23 protein-coding genes are annotated in these 25918 nt (G+C 47.8%); 16 read left to right on the forward strand and 7 right to left on the reverse strand.

Going from position 1 to position 25918, the window contains the following annotated elements:
- Nucleotides 1–187 precede the first annotated feature (187 nt).
- On the forward strand, nucleotides 188–1111 hold the full coding sequence (locus tag VNK96_06845; protein HWP31421.1) for a N(4)-(beta-N-acetylglucosaminyl)-L-asparaginase: 924 nt from the start codon (nucleotides 188–190) through the stop codon (nucleotides 1109–1111).
- A 542-nt stretch (nucleotides 1112–1653) separates the two neighbouring features.
- On the opposite strand, the gene VNK96_06850 is transcribed toward VNK96_06845, so the two are convergent.
- Nucleotides 1654–2463, reverse strand: a complete 810-nt coding sequence (locus tag VNK96_06850) for a MinD/ParA family protein (protein HWP31422.1) — start codon at nucleotides 2461–2463, stop codon at nucleotides 1654–1656.
- Between the two features lie 13 nt (nucleotides 2464–2476).
- Nucleotides 2477–3802, reverse strand: coding sequence for a protein kinase (locus VNK96_06855; GenBank protein ID HWP31423.1), 1326 nt, complete (start codon nucleotides 3800–3802; stop codon nucleotides 2477–2479).
- Nucleotides 3803–4045: 243 nt separating this feature from the next.
- On the opposite strand from VNK96_06855, the gene accD reads away from it, so the two are divergent.
- From accD to VNK96_06870, 3 genes are all read left to right on the forward strand, one after another.
- The gene (accD, locus tag VNK96_06860) at nucleotides 4046–4861 is read left to right on the forward strand and encodes an acetyl-CoA carboxylase, carboxyltransferase subunit beta (GenBank protein HWP31424.1); all 816 of its coding nucleotides are present in this window, start codon (nucleotides 4046–4048) and stop codon (nucleotides 4859–4861) included.
- Between the two features lie 18 nt (nucleotides 4862–4879).
- Nucleotides 4880–5887: an acetyl-CoA carboxylase carboxyltransferase subunit alpha gene (locus VNK96_06865; protein ID HWP31425.1), complete on the forward strand. Its 1008-nt coding sequence runs from the start codon at nucleotides 4880–4882 to the stop codon at nucleotides 5885–5887.
- A gap of 295 nt (nucleotides 5888–6182) precedes the next feature.
- Nucleotides 6183–6887, forward strand: coding sequence for an SIMPL domain-containing protein (locus tag VNK96_06870; protein HWP31426.1), 705 nt, complete (start codon nucleotides 6183–6185; stop codon nucleotides 6885–6887).
- A 313-nt stretch (nucleotides 6888–7200) separates the two neighbouring features.
- Here VNK96_06870 and VNK96_06875 read toward each other — a convergent pair whose 3' ends face one another.
- The 3 genes from VNK96_06875 to VNK96_06885 form a co-directional block, all read right to left on the reverse strand.
- Complete coding sequence (locus tag VNK96_06875) at nucleotides 7201–7647, reverse strand: hypothetical protein (protein HWP31427.1); 447 nt, start codon at nucleotides 7645–7647, stop codon at nucleotides 7201–7203.
- A 122-nt stretch (nucleotides 7648–7769) separates the two neighbouring features.
- A complete protein-coding gene (locus tag VNK96_06880) occupies nucleotides 7770–8960 on the reverse strand; it encodes a PDZ domain-containing protein (GenBank protein HWP31428.1) in 1191 nt (396 codons plus the stop codon).
- Between the two features lie 46 nt (nucleotides 8961–9006).
- A complete protein-coding gene (locus VNK96_06885; GenBank protein HWP31429.1) occupies nucleotides 9007–9519 on the reverse strand; it encodes a tetratricopeptide repeat protein in 513 nt (170 codons plus the stop codon).
- A 152-nt stretch (nucleotides 9520–9671) separates the two neighbouring features.
- Here VNK96_06885 and VNK96_06890 point away from each other — a divergent pair, with 152 nt between their 5' ends.
- From VNK96_06890 to VNK96_06915, 6 genes are all read left to right on the forward strand, one after another.
- Nucleotides 9672–10937: an ABC transporter substrate-binding protein gene (locus VNK96_06890; GenBank protein HWP31430.1), complete on the forward strand. Its 1266-nt coding sequence runs from the start codon at nucleotides 9672–9674 to the stop codon at nucleotides 10935–10937.
- A 74-nt stretch (nucleotides 10938–11011) separates the two neighbouring features.
- Nucleotides 11012–11947, forward strand: coding sequence for a branched-chain amino acid ABC transporter permease (locus VNK96_06895; protein HWP31431.1), 936 nt, complete (start codon nucleotides 11012–11014; stop codon nucleotides 11945–11947).
- Nucleotides 11944–13365 carry a branched-chain amino acid ABC transporter permease gene (locus tag VNK96_06900; GenBank protein ID HWP31432.1) on the forward strand — a complete coding sequence of 474 codons (1422 nt, stop codon included), beginning with the start codon at nucleotides 11944–11946 and terminating at the stop codon, nucleotides 13363–13365. The genes VNK96_06895 and VNK96_06900 overlap by 4 nt, the downstream gene beginning before the upstream one ends.
- Complete coding sequence (locus tag VNK96_06905) at nucleotides 13362–14132, forward strand: ABC transporter ATP-binding protein (GenBank protein ID HWP31433.1); 771 nt, start codon at nucleotides 13362–13364, stop codon at nucleotides 14130–14132. The genes VNK96_06900 and VNK96_06905 overlap by 4 nt, the downstream gene beginning before the upstream one ends.
- A 20-nt stretch (nucleotides 14133–14152) precedes the next feature.
- Nucleotides 14153–15769 (forward strand): hypothetical protein, encoded by a 1617-nt coding sequence (locus tag VNK96_06910; protein HWP31434.1) that lies wholly within the window; start codon nucleotides 14153–14155, stop codon nucleotides 15767–15769.
- Between the two features lie 254 nt (nucleotides 15770–16023).
- A complete protein-coding gene (locus VNK96_06915) occupies nucleotides 16024–16410 on the forward strand; it encodes a hypothetical protein (protein HWP31435.1) in 387 nt (128 codons plus the stop codon).
- A gap of 102 nt (nucleotides 16411–16512) precedes the next feature.
- Here the strand turns inward: VNK96_06915 and VNK96_06920 are convergent, their stop codons facing one another.
- Together VNK96_06920 and VNK96_06925 are read right to left on the reverse strand one after the other, a co-directional pair.
- Nucleotides 16513–18129, reverse strand: a complete 1617-nt coding sequence (locus VNK96_06920) for a hypothetical protein (protein ID HWP31436.1) — start codon at nucleotides 18127–18129, stop codon at nucleotides 16513–16515.
- A 250-nt stretch (nucleotides 18130–18379) separates the two neighbouring features.
- Nucleotides 18380–18850 (reverse strand): EVE domain-containing protein, encoded by a 471-nt coding sequence (locus VNK96_06925; GenBank protein HWP31437.1) that lies wholly within the window; start codon nucleotides 18848–18850, stop codon nucleotides 18380–18382.
- Nucleotides 18851–18923: 73 nt separating this feature from the next.
- Between VNK96_06925 and VNK96_06930 the strand changes: the two genes are divergently transcribed.
- The 6 genes from VNK96_06930 (at nucleotide 18924) to VNK96_06955 (ending at nucleotide 25722) form a co-directional block, all read left to right on the forward strand.
- Nucleotides 18924–20591, forward strand: coding sequence for an acyl-CoA dehydrogenase family protein (locus VNK96_06930; protein ID HWP31438.1), 1668 nt, complete (start codon nucleotides 18924–18926; stop codon nucleotides 20589–20591).
- Nucleotides 20592–20641: 50 nt separating this feature from the next.
- Nucleotides 20642–20995, forward strand: a complete 354-nt coding sequence (locus VNK96_06935) for a DUF5658 family protein (protein ID HWP31439.1) — start codon at nucleotides 20642–20644, stop codon at nucleotides 20993–20995.
- Between the two features lie 394 nt (nucleotides 20996–21389).
- Complete coding sequence (locus VNK96_06940) at nucleotides 21390–22031, forward strand: PEP-CTERM sorting domain-containing protein (GenBank protein HWP31440.1); 642 nt, start codon at nucleotides 21390–21392, stop codon at nucleotides 22029–22031.
- A gap of 261 nt (nucleotides 22032–22292) precedes the next feature.
- Nucleotides 22293–22928, forward strand: a complete 636-nt coding sequence (locus tag VNK96_06945; protein ID HWP31441.1) for a PEP-CTERM sorting domain-containing protein — start codon at nucleotides 22293–22295, stop codon at nucleotides 22926–22928.
- A gap of 298 nt (nucleotides 22929–23226) precedes the next feature.
- On the forward strand, nucleotides 23227–24741 hold the full coding sequence (locus VNK96_06950; GenBank protein HWP31442.1) for a hypothetical protein: 1515 nt from the start codon (nucleotides 23227–23229) through the stop codon (nucleotides 24739–24741).
- 339 nt (nucleotides 24742–25080) lie between these two features.
- Nucleotides 25081–25722 (forward strand): PEP-CTERM sorting domain-containing protein, encoded by a 642-nt coding sequence (locus tag VNK96_06955; protein HWP31443.1) that lies wholly within the window; start codon nucleotides 25081–25083, stop codon nucleotides 25720–25722.
- Nucleotides 25723–25918: the final 196 nt, after the last annotated feature.

A 25918-nucleotide genomic window follows, 5' to 3' on the forward strand; every position in this document is an offset into this window, starting at 1 on the left:
ATGCGCAAAAAAAAATGTAGGGGCGCTGTAAGGCGCGATAAATCTTTCTGGTTTTCATATTCTGCAAAATAAGCCCATGAAAACCTTCGACATAACACGCAGAGACTTCCTCTTCGCTATCACCTCGGCGACTCTCGCGAATCCTCTCGGGTCCCTCCTCGCAAATCAAACAAAAACAAGAAAAGGCATGCCCGTCGCAATCTCCAGCGCGAATGGTCTTCGTGCTACGGAAAAAGCGATGGAGATGCTCAAAGCTGGAGCAGACACACTCGATGCAGTCGTAGCCGGAGTCAACATCGTCGAAGAAGACCCGGACGATATGAGCGTCGGGTATGGCGGCTTACCTAATGAAAGAGGCGAAGTCGAACTCGACTCCTGCGTAATGCACGGACCAACGTATCGAGCAGGGGCTGTCGCTTCTCTCAAAGGAATCAAAACACCATCCAAAGTCGCAAAAATAGTTCTCGAACGCACCGACCACATTTTGCTCGTAGGTCAAGGAGCATTGGACTTTGCGAAAGCACATGGATTCCAAGAGGAAAACTTGCTTACAGAACGCGCACGGCAAGCATGGCTGCGCTGGAAAGAAAATCTTTCCGACAAAGACGATTGGATTGGTGATGAAGAAAGAAAAATCGGTTTCGAAAGACCCACCGGAACGATTACATGTCTGGCACTCAACGAAAAGGGCGAACTCTCAGGAGTTACGACGACGAGCGGTCTCGCATTCAAAATTCCCGGACGCGTCGGTGATTCACCCATTATCGGTGCGGGTTTATATGTAGATAACGATGTCGGCGCATGCGGCTCGACCGGCCGCGGTGAAGCCGTAATCTTAGAATGCGGCAGCAGAATCGTCGTGGAAAATATGCGACGAGGATTATCACCGGAGAACGCAATTCTCGATGTTTTAGAGCGGATTTGCAAAAAAACCGTCGACCGCAGACTTCTCTATTCGCGCGGCAAACCGAATTTCGATGTGAATTTCTATGCCGTTAATAAGAACGGAGAATATGCGGGGGGGCGAATTTATAAAGGTGGCTCTTATGCGGTTCATGATGGAAAACAAAACCAACTCCTTCCCTCCGCATTCCTTTACGAATCCCCTTAGACATTTAGTTAAAAGGAGTCTCACTCGTTGGGTTTTATTCGTTCCCAACCTCTTGGTTAGGAGCGCTTTTTTGGAAGCTTCATAACTGTTTCTTGTATTACTCAATGGAATTTCTCGTTCCCAACCTCTGGTTGGCAACGCAAATATAGAGTTCCATACAAAAAAATCGAATAACAAAAAAACCGGTTCCCCTTGCGAAGCAGGGGGAACCTTTAAGGAGGGGGTTTCTCTTTTCTAATTCTCTTCGGAATATCACACATCAAAAAGCCTCAACTGCAGGAGCAGTTGAGGCATCATTTCACAAGAATCTTTCTCGTTCCCAAACTCTAGTTGGGAAGTAAATTGTATAACTAAAAAAATCGAACAACAAAAAACCGGTTCCCCTTGCGAAGCAGGGGGAACCTTTAAGGAGGGGGTTTCTCTTTTCTAATTCTCTTCGGAAATATCACAAAATCAAAAAGCCTCAACTGCAGGAGCAGTTGAGGCATCATTTCAAACCTCTGGTTGGAAACGCTTTTCAAGAAGCTTTATAACTTTCTCCCTTACGCGCTCTTTTTCAAACCGAATCCGAACAGCGCTCTCAGCCTCTCCGCCAAGCCCGATTCCTGCGGTTCAGGAACCTCGCCCATCAAACGCGATGCCACATTCGCCAAATCCATTGATGCTTTCAACCTCGGTTGCGCACCATAAAACGGAACACGTTTTCTTATGTAAAACGCCATCTGAGGGTCATGGCGAACGTGACCTGCATAGAACATGCTCTTCCCAGAAAACTGTCTACAAATCGCATTCAACTTCGCAAACACTGCATGCGCGTGCGCTTCGTCGATCACCATGTTCATCAAAACACGAACAATCGCATCCGGTTTCACCATAAACAGTAACTTCGCAGTCGCATACGCATCCGTAACACTCGCTGGATCTGGTGTAGTGATCAAAAGTGTCTCATCTGCTGCGCGCAAAAAAGTCATCACTTTGTCGTCTATTCCAGCGCCTGTATCGAAAATCAAAATGTCGGTAGTTTTCGTCAATCCTTCCAACTCGCTCAAAAAGCCTTCCAGTTGAGGACCCGTTAAATTCAATAAATCCTCTATTCCAGAGCCCCCTGCAATGAACCGTACGCCCCGCGGACCTTCACAAACGACCTCCAATAAACTTTTCTCGCCCGTTACGACATGCTGAAGCGTAAAAGGTGCGCGAACTCCCATCACGACGTCTAAGTTCGCAAGACCCAAATCGGCGTCGAAAACGACTGTGCGCTTTCCTCGCTCTGCAAAGAGAATTCCTAAATTCGCTGCAATGTTGGTCTTACCAACACCACCTTTCCCGCTCGTAATGGCTATCGTGCGCATTTTTTATAATTCTTCAAGCAACTTTCTTTCCGAACAAACGTTTCCATATCGGTACTTTTCGCTCTTCGTAAGGCTCGGAAATCGCCCGTAGCAATTCATCTCTATCCTCGCTCGTATGAACGACGGTGCGCGTCGCCTCGGCAGATTTATCGAGCCATTTGTAACTCTTGAGCGACTGAGCCAAATTAATCGGAGCAAAAAAGCGCTTCGTCGGGTCTGGAGACAAACATTTCTTCAAAACGAACTGCATCGCATTGGGAAGAGAATTAAAAGTTTGCAATTTTCCGGTAAAAATCCTGTCGAGCATCTCCTCGCGATTTCCACGATAAAACGGATTGACACCTGCTAAGCATTCATAAAGCAAAACTCCCAACGAAAAAACATGGCTCCGGTCATCCGCAGGTAGCCCCCCCAATTCTTCAGGGCTTTTATACATATCGGAAGGCTTTACGAAGGGTACTAACGAAACTTCCTTCTGGTCGTTGATGACTACATTCGTCGGACAAACCAACGACACAGGCTCGTTCCCTACACGCAAAGCGCCTAATGCCTCCGCAATGCTCGCAATCAACTGTGCAGCCTCTGCAACAGAACGCGGACCATTCTCACGTTGAATTTGTTCTAACAAACGACCATCGATTCTCCTCAACACAGCCCATGCATACCCACGCTCTTCGAACCAGTCATAAACCGTCGCAACTTGAATCGAATGCGAACGGGAAAGAGTGCGAACACGCGAATACAAATGAGGCACTTCCCCAGTCTTCGCAGAAGTAACCAGCAAACTTACAGGACGATCTAACTGTTTGTCGAATGCATCGAGCCAGAAAACATTTGAGAAGTTGCCTTTTTCCACTGAATCAGTAAATCGCTCCGGCGGTTTGGGTGTCTCCGATATCACATGTTCGACTTTGTAAGCGCGCTCTATTGCTTCTAATAAAGCACCTCTCGGGGCAACGAACAGCCGTAGCCTGCACCGGGTGAGTTGAACTAAATGATCAGTAGCCTCCACATCCAAAGGGTCTGCGATAGCGCATTCCAGCTCCCCTTGCGAGAAACGATATGGCAACACAGCCTGAGTCAGTGCCGTTTTTGGGTCCAACAGGGCAAGAGCAGCAGGTTCAGGACGCAGACTGGAAGGGTCGACAAGGGGTACTTCGTATTGCTCTGCGAGAACCTGGGCTACCTGGAACTCGGTTACGAGCCCCTTCTCGATAAGGATTTCGCCGATGCGCTTGCCGGAGTTATGTTGCTCCGCTAACGCTGCGTTCAATGTCGTTTGAGTTACGAGCCCTTTTTTGACGAGTAACTCCCCGATACGCTCGAATTGTTCGTTCATAAGTTTTTCCGGACGCTTTCCTGGAAAATGGCAATCTATAGAAATATCGGCATTTTTCGGGGTCCTATGTACTTTTTTCTCTAAAATCAGGGGTAAATCCTACAAAAAAGGAGCAAGTAGCATGTTTACAAGCCTCCAGAAAACCCGATACGGCGAGGAAATTGGACGTTCACAATTTTTAGCCATCTCGTACTGGGGAGTGTAGAATGTCTTTAGACATTTCTCTGGAGCAAAAAGCCGCCTATGCAAAGCAAACCGGAAGTCTTTCTACGCTGCGACAAGTGCAAAAAGGTGCTTTTCAGCAAGGAGTTTTCCCGAAATCTTCGCGTGTGCAATTTCTGCGGTCACCATCATAGGCTGACCGTCGAGGAGCGCATAGAAATCACCTTCGACCCCGATACCTTCCATGAACTCGATAAGGAACTTCGCTCGACCGACCCACTCGAATTTCCCGATTACAAAGAGAAACTCGAAAGAGGCACCCAGACCACCGGAAGGTACGACTCCATCGTTCGAGGATACGGAAAGATTGGCGGACACGATGTCTCGGCGGCAGTCTCGGACTTTCGTTTCATGGGAGGAAGCATGGGCTCCGTTGCGGGGGAGAAAATCACACGAACGTTGGAAATGGCTTATCAAGAACGCGTTCCTGCTGTCATCTTCACGGCGAGTGGGGGGGCGAGAATGCAGGAGGGTCTCATTTCCCTAATGCAAATGGCGAAAACTGTCGCCGCTTGCCGTCGCTTGAGCGATTCGGGAATACCTTTTATCTGCGTCTTTACCGATCCGACTATGGCAGGGGTTTTAGCGAGTTACGCCAGCCTCGCCGATATCATCCTCGCAGAACCCGGTGCGCTTGTCGGTTTCGCAGGTGCTCGTGTCTCTGCGCAAGCAGGGGTATCGAAAGTTCCCGACAACTTCCAAACTTCCGAGTTCAACTTCGAAAAAGGAATGATCGACAAAATTGTGCAACGCAAAGATGTTCGCCCGACGCTCATTAAACTTTTAGACCATTTCAGCAACACGAAAAAAGAAAGACACCGTACATACATCGTATAACGTAACGAAAGTATAAATATGGCAAAAACATGGCGTGAATGGGAAAAACCGCTTTTAGAACTCGAAGAAGGCATTCGCCGCCTTCGAGAACTTCAAGCAAAAGCCCCCCCTGATCGCGCCTCACAACTCGAACGCGAAATCCAAGAATTCGAAAAAAAGCGAAACGCCTATCTCGAATTGAAATACAGCCGCATCGGCCCTTGGGAAAGAACACTCATTTCACGTGCGGAAACGAGGCCATACACTCTCGATTATATTCGTGCCATCGTTACGGACTGGATCGAATTGCACGGAGACCGCAGATATGGAGATGACAAAGCGCTTATCGGAGGAATCGGCAAAATAAACGGCATATCTTTCATAATCGTAGGACATCAAAAAGGACGGGATTTAAAAGAAAGACAATATCGAAATTTCGGAATGGCGAAACCCGAAGGATATCGGAAAGCGATTCGCCTCTTCCAAATGGCAGACCGTTTCGGTTTTCCCGTTCTCTCTTTCATTGACACGCCTGCCGCAGACCCGGGAGTAGAGAGCGAATCACGCGGAATCAGCCAAGCGATTGCAGAGGGAATGTTCGTAATGTTCGGACTGCGCGTCCCGACGATTGCAGTGATTATCGGCGAGGGAGGAAGCGGGGGGGCTATAGGTATCGGTGCTTGCAATCGAGTCCTCATGCTCGAAAACTCGATTTATTCCGTGATACCGCCTGAAGGATGCGCCGCGATTCTGTGGCGACAACCCGCAGCGAGCGACCGCGCCGCATCTGCCTTGAAACTCACAGCGCAACACGCATTGGAATTGGGAATTATAGACGAAATCATCCCGGAGGCATTCGGGGGGGCGCATCGAGGTCCCAACGAAACCGCCGCAAATATCGAAAAAGCAGTAATCAAACACCTCGGCGAACTCTCCTCCCTCTCCCCCGAGGAACTAGTAGCGAACCGCTACGAAAAGTATCGCAAAATGGGTATGTTCGAGGAATTGACTCTCACTTCTATCTCCCCCCCGGAATCCGAACGGTAACACTCTTCACATTTTATTCGCTTCATTTTCCTCGTTCCCAAACTCAGACGTTTCTCGTTCCCTACCTCCAGTTGGGAACGCACACTTTTTTTCCTTGTTTCCTCGTTCCCAAACTCTGTTTGGGAACGAATGATCTTCCTAACCTCTGGTCGGTAACTCAAATCGATAAACAAAACCTGTCCCCTTGCGAATAAAGGGGAAAAACCATCCCGACTCGAAAACCTAAAAGGGGGTCTCTTGAAAAATCGAAAACCCCAAAAAAACTGCCAAAATCCAAACTTTAAGGAGGCAATCCATGAAAACATATATTCTTCTCCTAATAACATTCCTCTTCGTATCCGGTTGTCAAACTCCGCAGAACCCAGTTGCAGCGACCTTTCAAAATGAAGAAGGGATTCGGGTTTTCGGAACCGCAATCGTGCGCGCAGAACCCGATATCGCTACAGTTAACCTCGGTTACGTCGGAACGAGTGCAACAGCATCTGCCGCTCACGCCCAAGGCAACACCGTAATGCGAAAAGTGTTGGATGCGATTCGAGCGAAAGGCATCGAAGACGACGACATTCGCACCGTCGAATATTCACTCCATCGCACGCAACAAACTCCTTCAGGAAGAGTCGTTTGGACAATCCGAAATGTTGCAGAAATACGCGTTCATGACCTCGATAAACTCCCCGATGTCATAGACACCGCAGTCTCCGCCGGTGCGAATTACGTCGGAAACGTGCAGTACACCGTAGAAAAGTTGGAAGATTTACGAAGTAAAGCGCGCAAAGAAGCAATAGAGGTCGCAAAACGTAAAGCGGAAGAAATGGCTTCACTGCTGGGTGTCAAAGTCGGTAAACCGAAACACATATCGGAAGCCGCTCCCTATTACGATTACGGACTTGCAGCGCAGCGCGTAATCGAAACTCCGGAAGCAGTAACCTCGGGCACAGAACTAAGTGCAGGTAGAGCAACAGTCCAACTTCGCGTGGATGTTCTTTTTGAAATTGAATGATTATGATAATCGATAAACACAATAATCGAAAGGAGCATAATTGTTAAACAAAAGCACCATAAAAAACCGTTTCCCCTTGCGTAAGCGGGGGGGAACCTTACGGAGGGGGTCGAAAAAAAAATAAGCACCTCAATTCCCTATCAAAAACATAAAACCCACTCCTTAAAAGGTTCCCCCTCTTCGCTTCGCTCGAAGGGGAACCCAATTATTATAAATTTACAACTCGTGCCCAACCTTTGGTTGGGAACGCTACAACTAACGATAAACAAAAGATCGGTACTCTGCGTAAGCAGGGGGGGATAAAAATATACACTTACTTCCCCTTCCCGATTCGCGAGGGAGCGAAACGCGTCACTTCCTCTCGATACACTTTGTGCAATCCTCGAAACGGGTTCATCCGTATCGCCCTCCGGATCTTTTTCATCGCCTGTTTGAAAATCTGAAGCGCGCCTTGTTTCGTATGGCCATGGCGGTTTCCGATTTCCACCCATGAATCACCCGTTACACGTGCTAAAAACACTTCCATTTGCCTAACGGTCAAGCCAGCGCTCTTAATCGTGCGTACGATGTCTCTTTCCTGCAAATAAAAAGATGACGGGTGAGGGTTTTCCAAGAGTTGGTTTTCGTCCAGACTGGCTTTCCGTTGCCGCTCCTTTCTCAGCCTCCTTTCGAAGGTCGCCGTGATGTAATAAGGGTACTGACCATCTCTCGGTGCCTTTTGTAATATCTCGTCTGCTTCGTCATGAATAGGGTTGTACATAGTCGTTCTGCCAATAGTAGAAATATGTCTACTATCTTATAGGCAGAACATCGGACAAGTCAACCTTCGAAGAAAAACGAAAATAGAGAAACTTCTTGGAGATAGAGAAACCCGCGAGGGCTTTAGCCTGGGCTACCGTTCGCTAAAATCACCCTCTCCACTTCGAAACGCTGCAGCATCCCTTCCCGGCTTATGGCTAATTTCACCTTAGAACCTGGTGTGCCTTGGATAAGGTTCCGAATCTCTTTTGGCTTAACCATGGATAAACTCTTTCCGTCAACTGCCAAAACGACATCGTCTTCCTTTATCCCCGCTAAATCTGCAGGGCTTCCTGGGTAAACATGACGCACTACGAACCTTCCCGAATCACTGTATCCAATTCTAATTCCTGGCTCGCCAATCGGCTCATTCGCTACCTTGCCAGAAAAATTCTCGAGCCATACATATCTGCGCTCGAAATCCATGATAATGTTGAAGTTTTTGAGGAAGCCGAAACCTACCGTGCCATCATCCTCCACGCTCGAACTCGGTAGGTCAATCACATCCCATATCGAGTTCTTGACGGGCACACCGAAAATTTTCGCCTCTTTGATCCATACATAAAACGTATCCACCGGACCCGATGCAACCCAGGCTTCGAAAACGTATTTCGGTTTTTGCTTAGGGTCCCAAAGACCCACCCTTTCTAAAACCTCCTTGTGCGTCGTCACATAAAAAGCATTCCCGGTATCCAAAGCCATAAAGACTGGATGACCATTTACTTCTGACCGCAACTCGATGGAATTGAATCCCCTCGGCTCCATTTTCAATAAGAAGGTTTTCTGATTGTCCGGAGTTTTTTTGCTGATGTCGAGTGATTTCGGATGGAAAATGAGTTTCTTCTTTTCGAAATTGATTTCAGTAACGTAATCCTTGAGGGGGGAAAGCCCCATAATCCCGTCGCAATGCGTCCCGTAACTCAGAGTAAGATCGCCTAATGGCTGTTGGATGATGTCTCCACTTGGCTTGGTAATTTTCAAATCACCGATTTCGAGGCTTTTGAGTTCGACAGTCGTAGCCGACAACGTGCCTACGAAATCTCTCAACTGAGCAGTGCCCGAAGGTTTTCCCACTTTGATTTGGTCGCTAAGAACGAGCCAACCGCCGAACCCGGTATCTAACATAAAACTCGCTCGCTTTCCGTTCACGACCGCATCAATGATAATTGCATGGTCGGTCTCTCGGAATGGCGCTTCGATGGACGATTTGAGATCTACTTGTCCATGATTAGCCAACAATCCAACGATGATAATGGGAATCACAAAAACACTCACCTGAAAGATATGACACGTTAATTATAACGCGGTTACGTCCCTACACCTATTGTTTTTTTCCTTCGGGTTTCTCTTGCGCTTCCAAGGGAGGGATATCGTTCCACGAAAGTTCCTTCTCTTCGGTGCCTTCAGGCTTGTATTGATAAGCAGAACCTCTCTGGTCCCCCAGAGATGTCGTGTAAGGTGCGACCTCTACATGGAGTTTGTCTTCGAGGACTTTGATCAATTGGATTGCCCTTTTATGCTTCGGATCGGTGCGGACAGCTTCCTGTGCCATCGTCATGGCATCCGTAAAATTGCCGTTCTCGTAATAGAAATAAGCGAGGTTATAGTAGGCACTTGCATTATAAGGGGTGCTTTGAATCGCCTTTTTGAACGCTTCCGCGGCTTGCTCCGGTTGCCCTTTTTTTGCAAAGCAAATCCCGAGTACGCTGTACGCGTCTCCATAACGTGGGTCTACCTCGAGGGCTTCTCTGGCAAGGTTCAAGGCATCATCGTAATTCTCCTTTTGGCATGACTCTACTGCTTGGGAGACAAGTTCTTGTGCTGTTGCTGGCATAGTCTCTATATTATATAGAGAAATCGCCCACCATTGCCAACTTCTGAGTCTCATCCTATCATCAGTTTCACGCTATACTATTTTCCGCCCTTCGCACACATTTCCTCTAAAAGAAGCGAAGGCAACTCGTGCACAATTCAGGAGGTTGATTTATGAACCGTCTAAGTCGCAAGCACTGGATATTTACGCTTTCTGGGTTACTTTCCATCTTTGTTCTTTTTGCATGGTTAGGGGGCTGCAAAACCGAAGAATCCGCCACAAGCGGGACAACAGCAACCGTACGTCCTGAATCTACAGGACCTGGAAATAAAGTCGAAGGCGACACGATTCCCATCGGAATTATCGCGAGCCTTTCCGGCTCTGAGAAGCCCTGGGGCGAGGAATCCGTCCGCGGGGCGCAACTCGCAGTCGATGAATTCAACGCAGAAGGTGGATTAAACGGAAAACAAGTCGTCTTGCTTGTAGAGGACACAGGTGGTCAACCCGAGCAGGGCAAATCGGCAACCGAACGATTAATTACTGAAAAGAAGGTCATTGCAGTTCTCGGAGAAGTTGCGAGTGGCGTCACTGCACCTTCTGCTCAAGTGGCTCAAGAAAAAGGTGTTCCCATCGTCTCGATAGGCTCTACGCGGGTGGACATAACGGATATCGGCAATATGGTCTTTCGTGTTTGCTACACGGACGACTTCCAGGGAGCGATGATGGCGAAATTCGCCTACGAAGATTTGGGTCTAAGAAGGGTCGCTATCCTAACCGACAGAAAACTTCCCTATAGCGTCGGTCTTTCCGAAATGTTTCGGGAGTACTTCACGAGACTCGGAGGCAAGATCGTCACGGAAGAATTTTACGAAAAAGGACAAACCGACTTCAAAGCCCAACTCACCAATATAAAAGCCGCCAATCCTGACGGGCTTTTCTGCTCCGGATACTTCACCGAAATAGGACCTATCGCTCGCCAGCGTAAAGAGGTCGGATTGAATGTTCCGATGTTCGGAGGTGACGGTTGGGATTCTCGTGAACTTCTGCAGGCAGGCGGTGAAGGGATAATCGGTGGATATTACAGCAACCACTACAGCAACCTGGAAGACCGCCTTGAGGTAAAAGCGTTCGTGAGCAAGTACAAAGCGAAATACGGCGAAGAACCCGCGAATGCAATGTCCGCCCTCGGATACGATGCTGCGGGAGTGGTTTTAGACGCACTTAAACGCGCAAAAAGCCTCGATTCTCGCGCACTCCGTGACGCCATTGCTGAAACTAAGAACTTCCCAGGAGTTTCGGGAACGATCACGATAGGTCCGGATGGCAACGCACAGAAACCAGGGTTGGTCTTGGAAGCGAAACTTGTAAACGGCAAACCTGCTTGGGTTCCTTTCAAGCGCTACGAATGGTTCGACCCGGGTTTGAAAAAGAAAGCATAATCAATAGATATGTTCGAATCCAGCAGGTCTCTACTGATTTTCCCGGGGAGACCTGCTGAACTTTAATTATAAGAATGGATTGGGCGTCACTCGATCAACAAATCATCAATGGACTGCAATTAGGTTCGATATACGCCCTCATCGCCTTAGGCTACACCATGGTCTATGGCGTTTTACGTCTGATTAACTTCGCTCACGGCGAGGTTTATATGGTCGGTGCATATGTCGCTTACTACACCGCCGAACGATGGTTCGACAAAACGAAATTTCATCCTGCTGTACTTCTGCTCTTAATGCTTTTTAACAGCATGGTGATTTGCGCCATTTTGGGAGTTACGATAGAAAGAGTCGCTTATCGTCCGCTTCGTTCCGCCCCCCGTATCTCCGTTCTTATCACTGCAATAGGAGTTTCTCTTCTTCTGCAGCAAGGAGGATTGCTGATTTTCAAAACTTCCCCGCAGCCATCCATCTCCGAAAGCGTAAACCCATTTAAAGCATATACATTCGAAAATCTCCCTCTATTGGGAAACATCACCATCAGCGGCGGACAAACGGCAATGTTTTTCGTCTCTTTGATTTTCATGTTGCTGCTTTGGTTTTTAGTAACACGAACGAGTACAGGTCGTGCAATGCGAGCGGTTGCCCACGATTTCGATACCGCCGCTCTCATGGGTGTGGATGTTAATCGAATCGTGTCCATCACTTTCATTGTCGGTTCTGGATTGGCAGGTGCGGGGGGGATGATGAATGCCACAGCGCTTGGAACACCTTTAGATACATTTTATGGACTTATCCCCGGCGTAAAAGCATTCGTTGCAGCGGTATTAGGCGGAATCGGAAACATCCCCGGTGCAGTGCTCGGTGGATTTTTGATGGGAGTCGCTGAGACGATGGTCGTTTGGGTGGGATATGCGGGATACAAAGATGCTGTCGCATTCGTGGTTTTGATTGCAGTTCTTTTATTCAAACCGAATGGATTGCTCGGTAGCGTGGGAGTCGAAAAAGCATGAGCGTAGCAGCATTAGGTACGAAGCAAACGAGCGTTCCGCAAATTCTTCTCGTGCGATTAATAAGTCTCGTTGCATGTTTCGTCTTCTTGTGGCTATTCCATACTCAACTATCGCCGAGGTTAGGTGACCTCGACAACCGTCTAATTGTTCTTAGCGCACTTTTCGCAACATTATCCGTTAGTCTCAATTTGATTAATGGAATTACCGGACAATTTTCAATCGGTCATGCAGCCTTCTATCAAATTGGAGCATACACGACCGCTTATCTCACGATTCATTATCACAACCTTTTCGCTTTGGAGAACTGGCTATGGTTGACACTGATGATTTTATGTGGCGCAGTTGCAGCAGGTATTGCCGGCTTCATCGTCGGATTGCCATCTTTGAGATTGAGAGGAGATTATCTCGCCGTTGCGACTCTCGGATTCGGTGAAATCGTTCGAATCGTGATCCAAAATCAAAACGCTTTGGGTGGAGCTTATGGATTGAGCGTCCCTTTGAAAATCACTCCGGTTTGGTTCGTGTTGCTGTTATTGATTTTCAGTATCGCAGTAAGTAGAAATCTTCTCAAAACCGCTCACGGTCTTCAATTCCTTGCAGTAAGAGAAGACGAATTGGCAGCCTCCGCTATGGGAGTAAACACTACGAAAACGAAAGTTACAGCGTTCGTAATCGGCGCCGCGATCGCAGGAATGGCAGGAGCGTTATTTTCACATTACGAGGGCTTTATCACGATAAATAACTTCAAAATGGACCAATCCTTTTTGATTTTAGCAATGGTCGTCATCGGGGGAACGGGAAGCATCACGGGCGCAGCCATGGCTGGCTTCTTTCTTACACTTTTGCCGGAATCGTTGCGCGATTTGCCAAAAATTCCCGCATATTCCTTCTTCGCATTCATCATCGCCGCCGTGATTATCTTGCTATTCACTCCGAAAATCTTCCGAAGTTTCCGTTTGGAACGTGCTTCTCTTCAACAAACTCTTCTTTGCATCATCGGATTTATCGGATTAATCGGAGCGGCATATACCGCTTACTGGATTTGGACGCAACACATCCCTAAAATTTCTCAAATCTCGATAACCTTAGCCCTCATCGGGCTTCTCGCCGCCTTGCTCTTTACAAGAAGACGTGTACCGAACATCGCTGTTTTCGGATTTATCCTTTCCGTCATTGCAATCATCTGTCTGCTCTCTCTGCCTATAAAAAACTTGCTAACACAAATTCCATTTACGATAGAACTCTTCTCCGGAGTAGAGTACGAAGCAGGCAAACTTCGATTCCCGTTCTTCGCAGTTCTTCTCGTCGTCATGATGCTCTCTCGTCCGCAAGGAATTTTCGGTCATCATGAATTCAGTTGGAGTTGGGTAAAAGGTCTTTTCGGTCATAAAAAAGAGACCGCCGTGATCACTGTATGAGTCTTCTCGTTTTGGATAAAGCCACCATCCGTTTCGACGGTCTCGTTGCGGTCAACAACGTGAGTTTCGAACTCCAACCGAAAGACCTCTTCGGTCTGATTGGTCCGAACGGTGCAGGAAAAACTACATGTTTCAACATGATTACCGGCATCTACAGACCCACTTCGGGCGACATTCGCTTCAACGGACGTTCTATCGTAGGATTGAAACCCCATACGATCGCTCGCCTTGGAATTTGCCGTACCTTCCAAAATATCCGTCTTTTCGGCGCGTTGACGGCTTTGGAAAACGTCGTCGTCGCTGCTCATCTTCGGCACAAGACGAACCTACTCGAAGCCATCGCCTATCTTCCGAGCGCAATTCAAGAAACACAAGAACTCGTCGAATATTCGATGTCCCTTCTAAAAACATTCAATCTCGAACATCGAGCGAATGTGCGCAGCCAAGATCTGCCCTATGGGGATCAAAGAAGATTGGAAATCGCGCGAGCGATGGCGACTCGCCCCACTCTTTTGCTCCTCGACGAACCAGCAGCAGGAATGAATCCTTATGAAACAAGCACGCTCATGGAGCAAATTCGACGACTTCGCGATGAATTCCAACAAACTATTCTTCTTATCGAACACGACATGAAAGTCGTCATGGGCATTTGCGAAAAAATCGTCGTACTCGACCATGGCACTGAAATCGCATATGGTTCGCCGAAAGAGATTCAAAATAATCCCAAAGTCATCGAGGCTTATTTAGGAGAGCCGGTCGAAGCGTAATCCAAAATTCGGAGGTTGTTATGCTTGCATTTCTTCTTTCACCCTTAATCCTCTTTTTCCCGCAGCAAAGTGCTCTCGAAATACGCAATCTGACTATTAACCCCCCCTCGCAACACACCCTCTATCAACCTATCGAAATTCGCTTCGAACTCTCCGGAACATGGTCAAACCCCTTCGACCCTACGCAAGCAGATGTCACAGCCACAATCATCGCCGAGAACGATACCTATTCCATAGTCAACGGCATTTTCTTTCAAGAATACGAAGCCCAAATCCAAAACGACGAGGAGATTCTCAAACCGATTGGCGAACCCACTTGGAGAATTCGGTTTGCCCCATGGCGCACCGGCTCCTTTGACATTTTTATCAAAGTATCCGACATGACTCGTGCCATCGAAGCCCCGAAAATCGGAATAAAAGTCGCAAGAAAGAACGCTCCGCCTTTCATTTCCATTCCCGAAAAAAGTTTGACCTTTATGCTCGAAAAACAAACCTTCATCCCCATAGGGGTTACATTAAATCCGCTCGGCAAAAAGGGGCTCACCGACATCGAAGAAAGATTCGCACAGTTAGCAGAAAAAGGATTTAATTGTTGTCGAGTCATCCTCACGCCAGAAAATCTCGGGTTGGAATGGACCCCCACCTCGGCAATGCCAGATTATCGAGGCCTCGGAATCTACAATCTGAAAAATGCTTGGCGGCTGGATCGTCTTTGCGAAATCGCTCAAAAACACAAAATCTATCTACTCATAACCCTTTCCACCGGTGACGAATGGACGAACAGATGGGAACAAAATCCCTACAACAAGAAAAATGGAGGTCCCTGCAATTCGGTAGACGACTTCTGGACAGATGTCAAAGCGAGAGTCCAATTCAAACGTCGTCTTCGATATCAAATCAATCTTCTCCAGCACCATCAAAATATTTTGGGTTTCCAAATCTTCGACGGCATAGAAGCACCGGCGTATTGGCTTCGCGAAATCGGCAACGAAATTATCGGAATTCACACCTTCGGGTTACCACTCACGACCTTTCCGGAATCCCAAGAGGCGAGAAAATTGAAACAACTCGGTTTCCGTTCCTTTATTATCGAGTCGGATAAGGATGCAATCCAAGCCGGAAGACAAATTTATACACAGATTGCCGACGCCAACAAAATAGCGCGAAAGCCCACCCTCGTCTTTGCAAATTCCCTTCCGAAAGAACCTCTCGCATTGCGAACTTTCATATGGTCTTCATTTTTATCAGGCGCGTTCGGAGGAATCGTCATCCCTGAAAATGAAATCCGCAACGAAGAATTGCTCAAGAAGGCAATCGTGCCCTTTTCGTCGCTCATCCGAGAAACGAATTGGTCTACTCGAAAATGGGAATCTTCGATGAGTAACGAATCGGAAGCGATAATTTGGTCAATCGCCGACGAATCCGGCGGATTTGCATACATCTCAACGCCCCCCGATGTAACGACTCAACAGGTTTCGATTCGATTCAAACACCTCGGAAACGTCCGTTGTCAATGGATCAACCCCGAAACGGGGGAAAAAATCAAAGAAGAAACCCGAAAATCGGATGGTTCAGTGTTGCGATTCACTGCCATCCCCCCGTTTCGAGACGTTCTTTGTATCTTCTCGAAAGTATAAGAACCCTTTTCGCAAAGCACACATCGCAGTTCTAAGCGATTTCAATGTGTTTTCAAACCACAATTTGTGGTTTTTCGCGTGATTTTTTTCCCAAAATGACCTTTCGCAATAAAAAATTCGAAAAAATCTGGAAAAATAATGATGATGAAGACGAAACATGCATCTTTTTGTGCATCTACATCGTCTTTATCGAATCGGAGCACCATGCTCTGAATCAAAAACCCAAACGGGTTTGAAAATAGGAGAATGAAAACATGGCACGCAAAGTAAAACGCTCGCGAAAGGCTGCTGCAAGCAGAAAGAAAGCGGGCAAATCCCGAGCGACGAAATCGCGCGGGAAGAAGCGCAAGAGCGCTGCTCGACGAAAACGCTCATCCGCTCGAGCCCGAAAACGGACAACTCGCGCACGACGACCATCAGCGGGACGTGCACGTAAGTCTTCTGCAAGGGCTCGGCGCGCAGGTGGCCGCAAAAAGGCTCGTGGCGGCGCGAAAAAAGCGCGAAAGCGAGCGAAAAAAGCCGGCAAAGCCAAAAAAGGCGGCCGAAAGAAGGCTGCTAAAAAAGGTGCGGCCAAAGGAAGACGAAAAAGAGCCCGCAAGGCTCCTGTGATGCCGGAAATGCCTCCAATGGGAGGATTCTGATTCGTGCGCCGAGCCGCTTGCCTTTCCTGATCCATAAAGGCAGCGGCTCGGGCTTTTTGTTGTTTTCAAACCGGCAAGATTTTTCCATGCCGGTTTTTTTTCTTAATTTTGTGATGACGCTCTTTCAGTTTCACGTATCGGACGCCTTCGCCTAAGAGATTCGAATAACTTCTCAGCGCGAATTTGGAATCCGAACGTCAAAAGACCGGGGAACTTACGATAATTCACGAACGGACGGATGCAGTGCGCCACTTGCCCTAATGTAAATTCCACGTCATACCAACTCTTTCGGTCGAAATCGTATTTCAAAAGCACGGAAAAATCCGTCGCCGGAAAATCGAAATCGAAGCGAAGATGCAAGCCACTCGTCGAATAAAGCCTATCGGCATCGAATAACGCAGTACCTGTATCCCACGCAGAAAAATATCCAACAGATGTTTGCACCTGCTCATTCCAGCGATAGGTGAATCCCCCCAAAGGTCGAACCCAAACATAATGATTACCCTCTCCCCAATATCCGGCGAAATCCGCACGAATTCCAAATTTCAATCTCGAACCCAATTCGATTTTTGGAGACAAAATCGTCGTATAAGCTTCCACTCTTTCGTGCCTTTCATTGCTCAAACGAGGATGCACCTCTCCATAACGAATTTGGCCCTGAATCGGAAAACCCCCCACTCGCCCTGATGCATCTATGCCGAAATACCAATCGCGGTCCAATGCAGGAGAAGCACCAGGTCTTGCAACGGTGAAAAAATTCGTTGTTCTCCCCGCAAAAAACGCCACTTCTTCGCGTCCGATAACTCTTTCTTCACGTTCAGGATTCGGAACGCCAATGTGGTCGAAATATCCATCGTAAAACCTTTCACTATCGGGATTGTAAATCGAAATCATCGTGTCCAATTCGTTTTCAGGCCTCGGGCGTGAGTTGAAAGCGACTTGCGTGTTGATAGAGGGAACATGGTCGAAAGTTCTCGAATTTTGTTCGTAAATAAACGACGCCTGATTACCTATCGCAAAAACATTTCTCCAGCGATAGCCCAATTCAAACCCTTCCGTAAATACAGGCGTCGGTGCTTGAATGCCCGTTTGCGAAGGGTCTAATCCGACACGAAACGCAGGTAAATAAGAAGAGAAAAGATCTCCTAAATAAACTTTCGTCTGCTTCGATTCGATGCTTTTCCCAGGACGCAAAACGACTTCTTTGAACCAAAACGAAAAATCGGGTTTTTTCCCCGGACATAAAGTTGCCCAAGCGTTTTTCATTTTCCAAACATTCGGAAGGATTTCGATTTCCTCTGCACTCAGCCTCGCCTCATGTGCGTGAAGAGTAATGCCTGTCGCTATCGCTCGCTTCATAATCCATCTCTCTCTGCCCCCACCTTCTGGATGTTCGTCGAATTCCATAACGATTCGTTCAGCCGATGCTTCCCCGACAGGATCTGTCAACCGCACACCTTTGCGAAACGTAACGGTTCTGGTCTCTTCGTTCACCTCCGCTTCTTCTGCTGTCATTTTCGTTACCTCGTATGTCGCCACGACATTTCCAGAAAATCGCCGGATGGGTGGTTCACTCGTCCAATCTATGACATCCGCTTCCAGTGCAACTCCTCCGATGACTAAACGCGGACGCTGTTGAAAACTTTCTTCTTGATGAATGACCCCTCCAGTTGCGTAAGCCGCCACCAAGAGCGAGAAAACTGCATCTCCGAAAACCATTGACGCCAGTTTACAAGGATAAGGGACGAAGTTATCACCTTTCGCTCGACTCTCAGCCAGTTCCCTTCGAGCGGAACGAAGAGAGTACCGTTTTGGAAGTGAAATTCTTTTCTTATCAAAAATTATGCTCTTTTATAGACCTCCTCCGAAAGGTTCCCCCCTGCTTGTGCGAGGGAAACCGATTTTTTGGCGAAAACATGCAGATTAGGAAGTGGGCAAATGCTTCCTTATCGAGAGTGAACTATGTTTTTCAAAACTTTTTCGTTGCAAGACTTCGAATAATCTCCCATTCCTTTCTTTTCACAGGAGTTATGCTCAAACGGTTCCCCTTTTGCAAAATCACCATTTCCTCGAGTCCGGGGGTATTACGAAGTTCTTTCAAGGAAACGAGACGTGGGAACTTTTCGACTGCGCGAATGGTGACCATCCACCAGCGCGGATTTTCAGGGTTAGAACCAGGGTCGTAGTATTCGGATTTGGGGTCGAATTGGCTGTCATCCGGTATCGCCTCTTTGATCACCTCTGCAATCCCCACAATGCCGGGTTCTTCACAACTGCTGTGGTAGTAAAAAACAAGGTCTCCTACCTTCATCTCGTTCTTCATGTAATTGCGCGCTTTGTAATTCCTCACCCCGTCCCAAGTAGCCGAGCCCTCCTTCAATAAATCATCGAAGGAATACGTCGATGGCTCCGATTTGAAAAGCCAATAATTTCGCTCCATTTAGAGAAATTGTATCCCTTATATCGTTTCGCCACATGCGAAGCGTAAAGCGAGTTCTATAATTAGCACCTCGATGTCATCGAATAAAGAAGTAGTTCGAGAAGGAATCAACCCTTTAGTGCCAGGAGGGTCATTTCTGCATGACTCGCCAGAGGAGGTGTTTTCACCTGAGAAATTCGACTATTCGGCGCGAATGATGTTCGATACGGCGAAGGCTTTTGCAGAGAACGAGGTTTTGCCCTTATTGGAGAGATTAGACAAGCAAGAAGAGGGGCTTATGCCCAGTTTGGTGCGAAATGCATGCGAACTCGGGTTCGGAGGGGTAGACGTTCCCGAAAAGTACGGCGGATTGGGATTGAACAAATCCGTCGCCGTTCGCATTTTAGAAGCCCTCAGCGTGAACGGGAGTTTCAGTACAACGATCGGGGTTCACACGGGTGTTGGTCAAGCGCCTTTAGTGATGTTCGGAAACGAAGAGCAGAAGCAGAAATATCTTCCACCCATTGTAAATGGGGATTGGATGGGGGCATATGCCTTGAGTGAGCCGAACAGCGGTTCAGACGCCTTGAGCCTGAGTGCGAAGGCGGTTCGTGAAGGGAACATTTACTCGCTCAATGGAACGAAGATGTGGATTTCCAATGCGAAATGGGCGAATTTATTCATGACTTTCGCGAAAATAAACGGAGAAAAGTTTTCGTGCTTTTTAGTGGAAAGAGACTTTCCGGGAGTTTCGGTGAGCCGTGAAGAGCACAAAATGGGCTTGAAAGGAAGTTCGACGGCGAGACTCGTGCTCGACGACGCCAAAGTGCCCGCAGAAAATCTTCTTTATAAAGAGGGCGAAGGGCATAAAGTCGCTTTCAATGTCTTGAACATCGGCAGATGTAAGTTGGCGGGGATGGCGCTGGGACAGTGCCGAGAAGCCCTTCGGCAAGCGGTGAATTATTCAAAAGAAAGAAAGCAATTCGGGAAAAGCATCAGCAGTTTCGGACTGGTGAGGGACAAGTTGGCAAGGATGACTGCGTTGATTTTCGGGGTAGAAAGCGCTCTTTACCGCACAACCGGGTTGCTCGATGACGTGTTCGCCCAAGTTGTCGTAGATTCACCCAAAGGAGTAGAGCAATACCGCCAGGCTGCTGAGGAGTATCAAATCGAGTGTTCGTTGGTGAAAGTTCTCTCCACAGAGGTTTTGGATTTTTGTGTGGACGAGGCTTTGCAAATTCACGGCGGATACGGATTTACAGAGGAGTTTCCTGTTGCACGATTGTATCGAGACGCGCGAGTAATGCGCATTTACGAAGGTACGAACGAAATCAACCGTTTATTCGTTTTCGACCGGGTTTTCCGAAAAGGGCTTTACGCGAGCGGCGGCAGAGTTAGAGAAACATTGAGTGGTGTCGTTTCGAACCTTCTTCAGCGCGCCGTGGCAGAGGTCTTTTCGGACGATAAAGGGACACCGAGCGAGCGTAAGGATACACAAGAAATCAAAGGGGCGATGGCGGATTTGATTCTCCTTCTTTATGCTCAGCAGGCGGTGAATGCAAGATTGAAGAATGAGGTCCCGAACTTTTTACGAATGGCAGGAGAATACTTTATCGCTTTGAGCGATGCCTGGGCGCAGAGTCGAATCATCGAATTGAACTCGCGATTGGGGACTAATGAACATCTCGAGCCGCATGGGGATTGGAAAGTGGGCGAAGATGTTGCGGAGGCGGTGCTGGAATTAGGCGGTTGCGCATTATAAAACGATCATCGTTTGGATTCCTTCGGGAATATGGAGGACCTACTCTTGGAATGAAATTTGCTAAGAATGTATATATGCTGCGAGCGCCTACCAAGCCGATGGCGGTTTTAGCATCAATAGCGCTTGTTGACCTTATCGTTACAGCGCTTCTTTATCAAACCGGGTCGATTGTCGAGTTGAATCCCTTAATGCGTCCCCTTTTAGAGCACAGCACATGGGTTTTTGCCCTCGTGAAGTTCTTTACTGTGGCTGTTGCTTATTTGGTGCTTCAGTGGTACAGGAGAACTGACGAAGAATTCGTAAACCGCATTGCAACCGCCGGCTCCCTGGCATACATCGCCTTGTGGACGACCTGGTTTCTCTCCGGGCTGATACTATCTTCAATACAGGCTTCTTCCCCTTGAGGTTTCCCTTCTTGCTCCCCTAATATAAGCTCCTTCCCCTTGAGGTTTCCCTTCTTGCTCCCCCGAAGGGGAAATCGGATTTATTAGCTTCCATCGTTGTTCGCAGGTTCTATTTCCATCTTTTTTACTGATCCATGCGAGTTCATCAAATAAGCATAGTGTGTTAAATATAAAACTAAGAAGAATTTTTTCTCTTTTGAAAGTTTTCTTTTCCTCTTTTACTGAATAGAACCTGGATTACAGTATAGTTACTAGGTTTTAAAAGTTTTTTTCAGTTTTGCTTGCATTCTCGAATATTTTATGTATAATGTACTCAGCCAGCTGGCATGCGGGCTTGATTGCCAAATTCCTGCGCAGGCGGCTGGAAATCTAATCTAAAGAAAAGGAGTGGAGAATGAGGAAACTCACGCTTCTCTGTGCACTGGCTACACTTGGTGTTGCAGCTAATGCGCAACTCATCTATCAAGATCCCGGCACCGGCGACAACGCTTGGGGCGTCATAGACGCTTTTAGTTTCTATGATGATTTCACCGTTGGCAGCCCTGGTTGGGAAATTGACAGAATCGAAACTTACGAATACTACGGCGATGCAGATTCCTTCGGTGACACCTATCGAGTGGACATCTGGACTGCTCCCTCGGACTTAGGTGGCTCAATAGTCGCTGGGACTTATACCCACACCGACGTCAGTGTAGGTCCGATTGGCGGTTACGGCTTCGAGACATTCGCAGTCGGCTTCCAACTCGATGCGACACCTGGTTGCGATGGCCAAGGGCTCGTCCTTAAGCCTGGAACGTATTGGCTTCGCTTCTGGGCTGGCGACTCTGGCGTTGGCTACTTCTGGTACAACGCGAATGTCGGTGCCCCGAACGGCTCCAGCGCATACGTGGATGGTTTCGGTTATTCCGAATCCTGGGCTGGTCAGTCTTTCGACATGTCCTTCAAGATGGAAGGCTGTGTCGTTCCTGAGCCCGCCACATTGCTCGCTATGGGTGCTGGTCTCGCTGCGCTCGCTGCTCGTCTGCGACGCAAGTAAGTTTCTGCGCTAAGGTAGCACTTATAGTTGGAATGCCCCTTTTTGGGGCATTCCTAATTTTTTAAGGTGGCTTCGCAACTCTCAGTCGAAAAGAAAATGAAGCATAAGCCAAAATAGTACAGTTACTAGGTTTTAAAAATTTTTCATGTTTTGGCTTGCATTTTGTGTTATCTCATGTATAATGTAGATAGCCAGCTGGCATGCGGGCTTAATTGCCAATAACCTGCGCAGGCGGCTGGAAATCTTAGGAAATCTAAACTTATGAAAAGGAGTGGAGAAATGAGAAAACTCATCCTTCTCTGTGCAATTGCTACACTTAGCGCAGCAGCCAATGCGCAACTCATCTATCAAGACCCCGGTACTGGTGACAACGCATGGGGCGTCATAGACGCTTTTAGTTTCTATGATGACTTCAACACCGGCCCGGGTTGGATAATTACGAGAATCGAAGCCTACGAGTACTATGGCGATGCGGAGTCCTTCGGCGACACCTATCGTGCAGACATCTGGACAGCTCCATCGGATCTTGGCGGCGTCATGGTAGGTGGTACCTACACTCACACCGACGTCAGTGTTGGCCCGATTGGTGGATACGGCTTTGAGACATTCGCAGTCGGCTTTGATCTCCCGGTTCCGCTCGAGCTAGGACCTGGAACCTACTGGCTTCGCTTCTGGGCTGGCGACTCTGGCGTTGGCTACTTCTGGTACAACGCGAATGTCGGCGACCCGAACGGCTCCAGCGCATACGTGGATGGCTTCGGCTATTCCGAGTCTTGGGCTGGTCAGTCCTTCGACATGTCCTTCAAGATGGAAGGTTCTGTCGTTCCTGAGCCCGCCACATTGCTCGCTATGGGTGCTGGTCTCGCTGCGCTCGCTGCTCGTCTGCGACGCAAGTAGTCTTAGCGCTAAGTAATTAGCAGTTCATTGACACCCCTCCCGAGGGGTGTCAATTTTTTAATTCCATCTCACGGATGTCAATTCCATGAAGCATTACCGGAAGTCAGTCCTTTTCTCGTTTCCTAACTAGGAAGAGACTTTTTAGACCCCCTCCGTAAGGTTCCCCCTGCTTACGCAAACCGGTTTATTTTTTATCCCACGTTCTCTGCGATGTAAAGAAACCGCAATGATGCCAACATTTGTGTTCTCCGAAAACTTTCCCTGAAGAAAATACCGTTACTGCCGATTTCTGATAGGGATGCCCTTCTTTTCGCGCAAGACCGTCTGTTTCGTATCGTGCATTTCCATGTTCCTTGCAGGTTGCGGAGGAGGGGGGACGAGTTCTGGAAGTTCTGGAGACAGCGCTGGGTTCGGAATGCTTACCATCGAGGTGGATTGGCCTGCGAAAAATATGCGTTTCGTCCCGACTTACGCGGAAAGTTTAAAAGCGACCCTCAATCTCAAGAGCGGCGCAGAAGTACTGGTTATCAACCGAACGAGCGACGATGCCTACACAGGTTCTGCCGCTTTCGCAGAACAAATTCCCGCTGGCCAACACACATTAATCGTGGAGGCATTTACAGAACAAAACGCGCAAGGTTCGAAAGTAGCGAGCGCAAACATCGGCGTGCAAATCCTCGTCAACGAAACCACGACGGAAAATGTCACGGCAGACTTGAATACGACGATTCATCATTTGGAAATTGACGGTCAGCCGCTCATCGTTGATGTCGGTGAGCAGAAACAACTGACGGGTCATGCGGAAGACAGCGCGGGGAAAACGATTCTTTTGCCGGACGGTGTTTTGAAATGGTCTTTAGTTTCGGGGGGGCAATACGGCGATATTACTGTGGATGGGCTATTCACGGGAATTGCCGCCGGAGTCGCCGTCGTGCGTCTTGCGGAACCCGAAGCGAATAAAACCGTTCAAGCCAATGTTTCTGTCATTTCGAATACTTTATACGATGTGTACTTTTTGACGGATAGAGACGATTTGTATGGATACGGAATCAATGCGATTTATGCGATGTTTTCCGATGGGAACAATTTGCGAAAAATCACGACGGAAGAAGCGTTTTATTCCACTCCCGCTTTAAGCGCTGACGGAACGAAACTCGTTTTCGTTGCAGATATCAATGGACCGGAAGACGTCTACATGATGAATGCAGATGGGACGGGACTCACGCAAATCACCTTCACTCCCGAACCTGAGATGGATCCTTCCTTCAGTCCGGGGGGTGATAAAATCGTGTTTTCCAGAAATGTGGGGGGGACGTGGCAGATTTTCACGTACACGATAAACAGCGGCGGATTTCTCCAATTGACGACGAACGAGGGAAATAAAACCGGACCACAATTCAGCCCTGACGGCACGAAAATCATTTACGAAAACGATTTAGACGGGGATTTCGAAATTTGGCAGATGAACGTAAACGGCACGAACCCGAGCAAATTGACGGACAACGACAAGAACGATTATTCGCCCGACTTCAGCCCGAGTGGAAACACGATCGCATTCATTTCCGATAGAAACGGACCGGTAGACCTTTACACGATGAACAGCGATGGGACGAACGTAAAGCGCCATACGTTCACCGCAGATTTGGAAGACGACCCCGTTTTTACACCGGATGGTTTGTTCATCGTTTTCGCTATGGAAGTGAAACCCGGAATTTTCGATATCGCGTTATTGGACCCGTTGACGAATCAAGTTACGAATTTGACGAATCATTTTTCGAACGACACCGAGCCCTCCGTAACGATCGTTCCATAGTATAGGAGCGCCGTAAGGCGCGATAATTATTCATAGATTCACGATAGTTTTACTTCCATATAAGCGATACATTCAAAACAAATCAGTTCCCATTACACGTGGGTAAAAAAGCCTCAACAGCGGGAGCTGTTGAGGCATAAAAAAATACAAGTATGGGAACGAGAGTAAAATTAATCACAGTAAAAAATACTGATTTTTACGAAGTTTAAAAAAATTTTCGTTTTTTCGGGTTGCATTTTGAGAAACTCGTTGTATAATTAGCAAATTAATTGCCATAGACCTGCTCCGCAGGCGGTTGGAGATCTAAAGAAATCTAATCTAATGAAAAGGAGTGGAGAAATGAGAAAACCCATCCTTCTCTTTGCAATTGCTGCACTTGGTACTGTAGCCAATGCGCAACTCGTTTACCAAGACCCAGGCACCGGCAATAGCGCTTGGGGCTGGATAGATCTTTTATCTTTCTATGACGACTTTACGATTCCTGACCCGTATTGGGAAATCGATAGAATCGAAACTTATGAGCGCTTTGGCGACGCCAAGCAATGGGAAGATGAATACTATGTGGATATCTGGACCGCTCCTGAAGACCTCGGTGGCTCGAGGATAATTACTTTCAAATACACCGATATCAGCGAAGGACCGATGGGTCCTTATGGCATTAATACTTGGGCAGTAGGCTTTCAGTTCGACCCTTCACCCGGTTGCGATGGTGTAGGGCTCAAGCTTCCACAAGGAACGTACTGGCTGCTCTTCCGGGCTACCGACTACAGCGAACATAATTACGCCTGGTACAACGCTAACTTCCGTAATCCGAACGGCTCCGAAGCATACGTGGATGGCTTTGGCTACTCCAGTCAATGGGCTGGCGACGCTTTCGACATGTCCTTCAAGATAGAAGGCTGTGCCGTCCCCGAGCCCGCCACATTGTTCGCTATGGGTGCTGGTCTCGCCGCGCTTGCCGCTAGTCTGCGACGCAAGTAATCTAAGCCGTTTAAGTAAGTTGCAACTAATTGGCACTTCTTTTTGAGGTGTCAATTTTTTTAATTCTTTTATATGCCTCAACACTCCTGCTGTTGAGGCTACATAGAAAGACCCCCTCCGTAAGGTTCCCCCTGCTTCGCAAGGGGAACCGATTTTGAATAGTGAACTTATATGTAGCCTTTTGCAAAAATGAATA

It is taken from the genome of Fimbriimonadales bacterium (assembly GCA_035559795.1).
In the GTDB taxonomy this organism is placed as follows: Bacteria; Armatimonadota; Fimbriimonadia; order Fimbriimonadales; family ATM1; genus DATMAR01.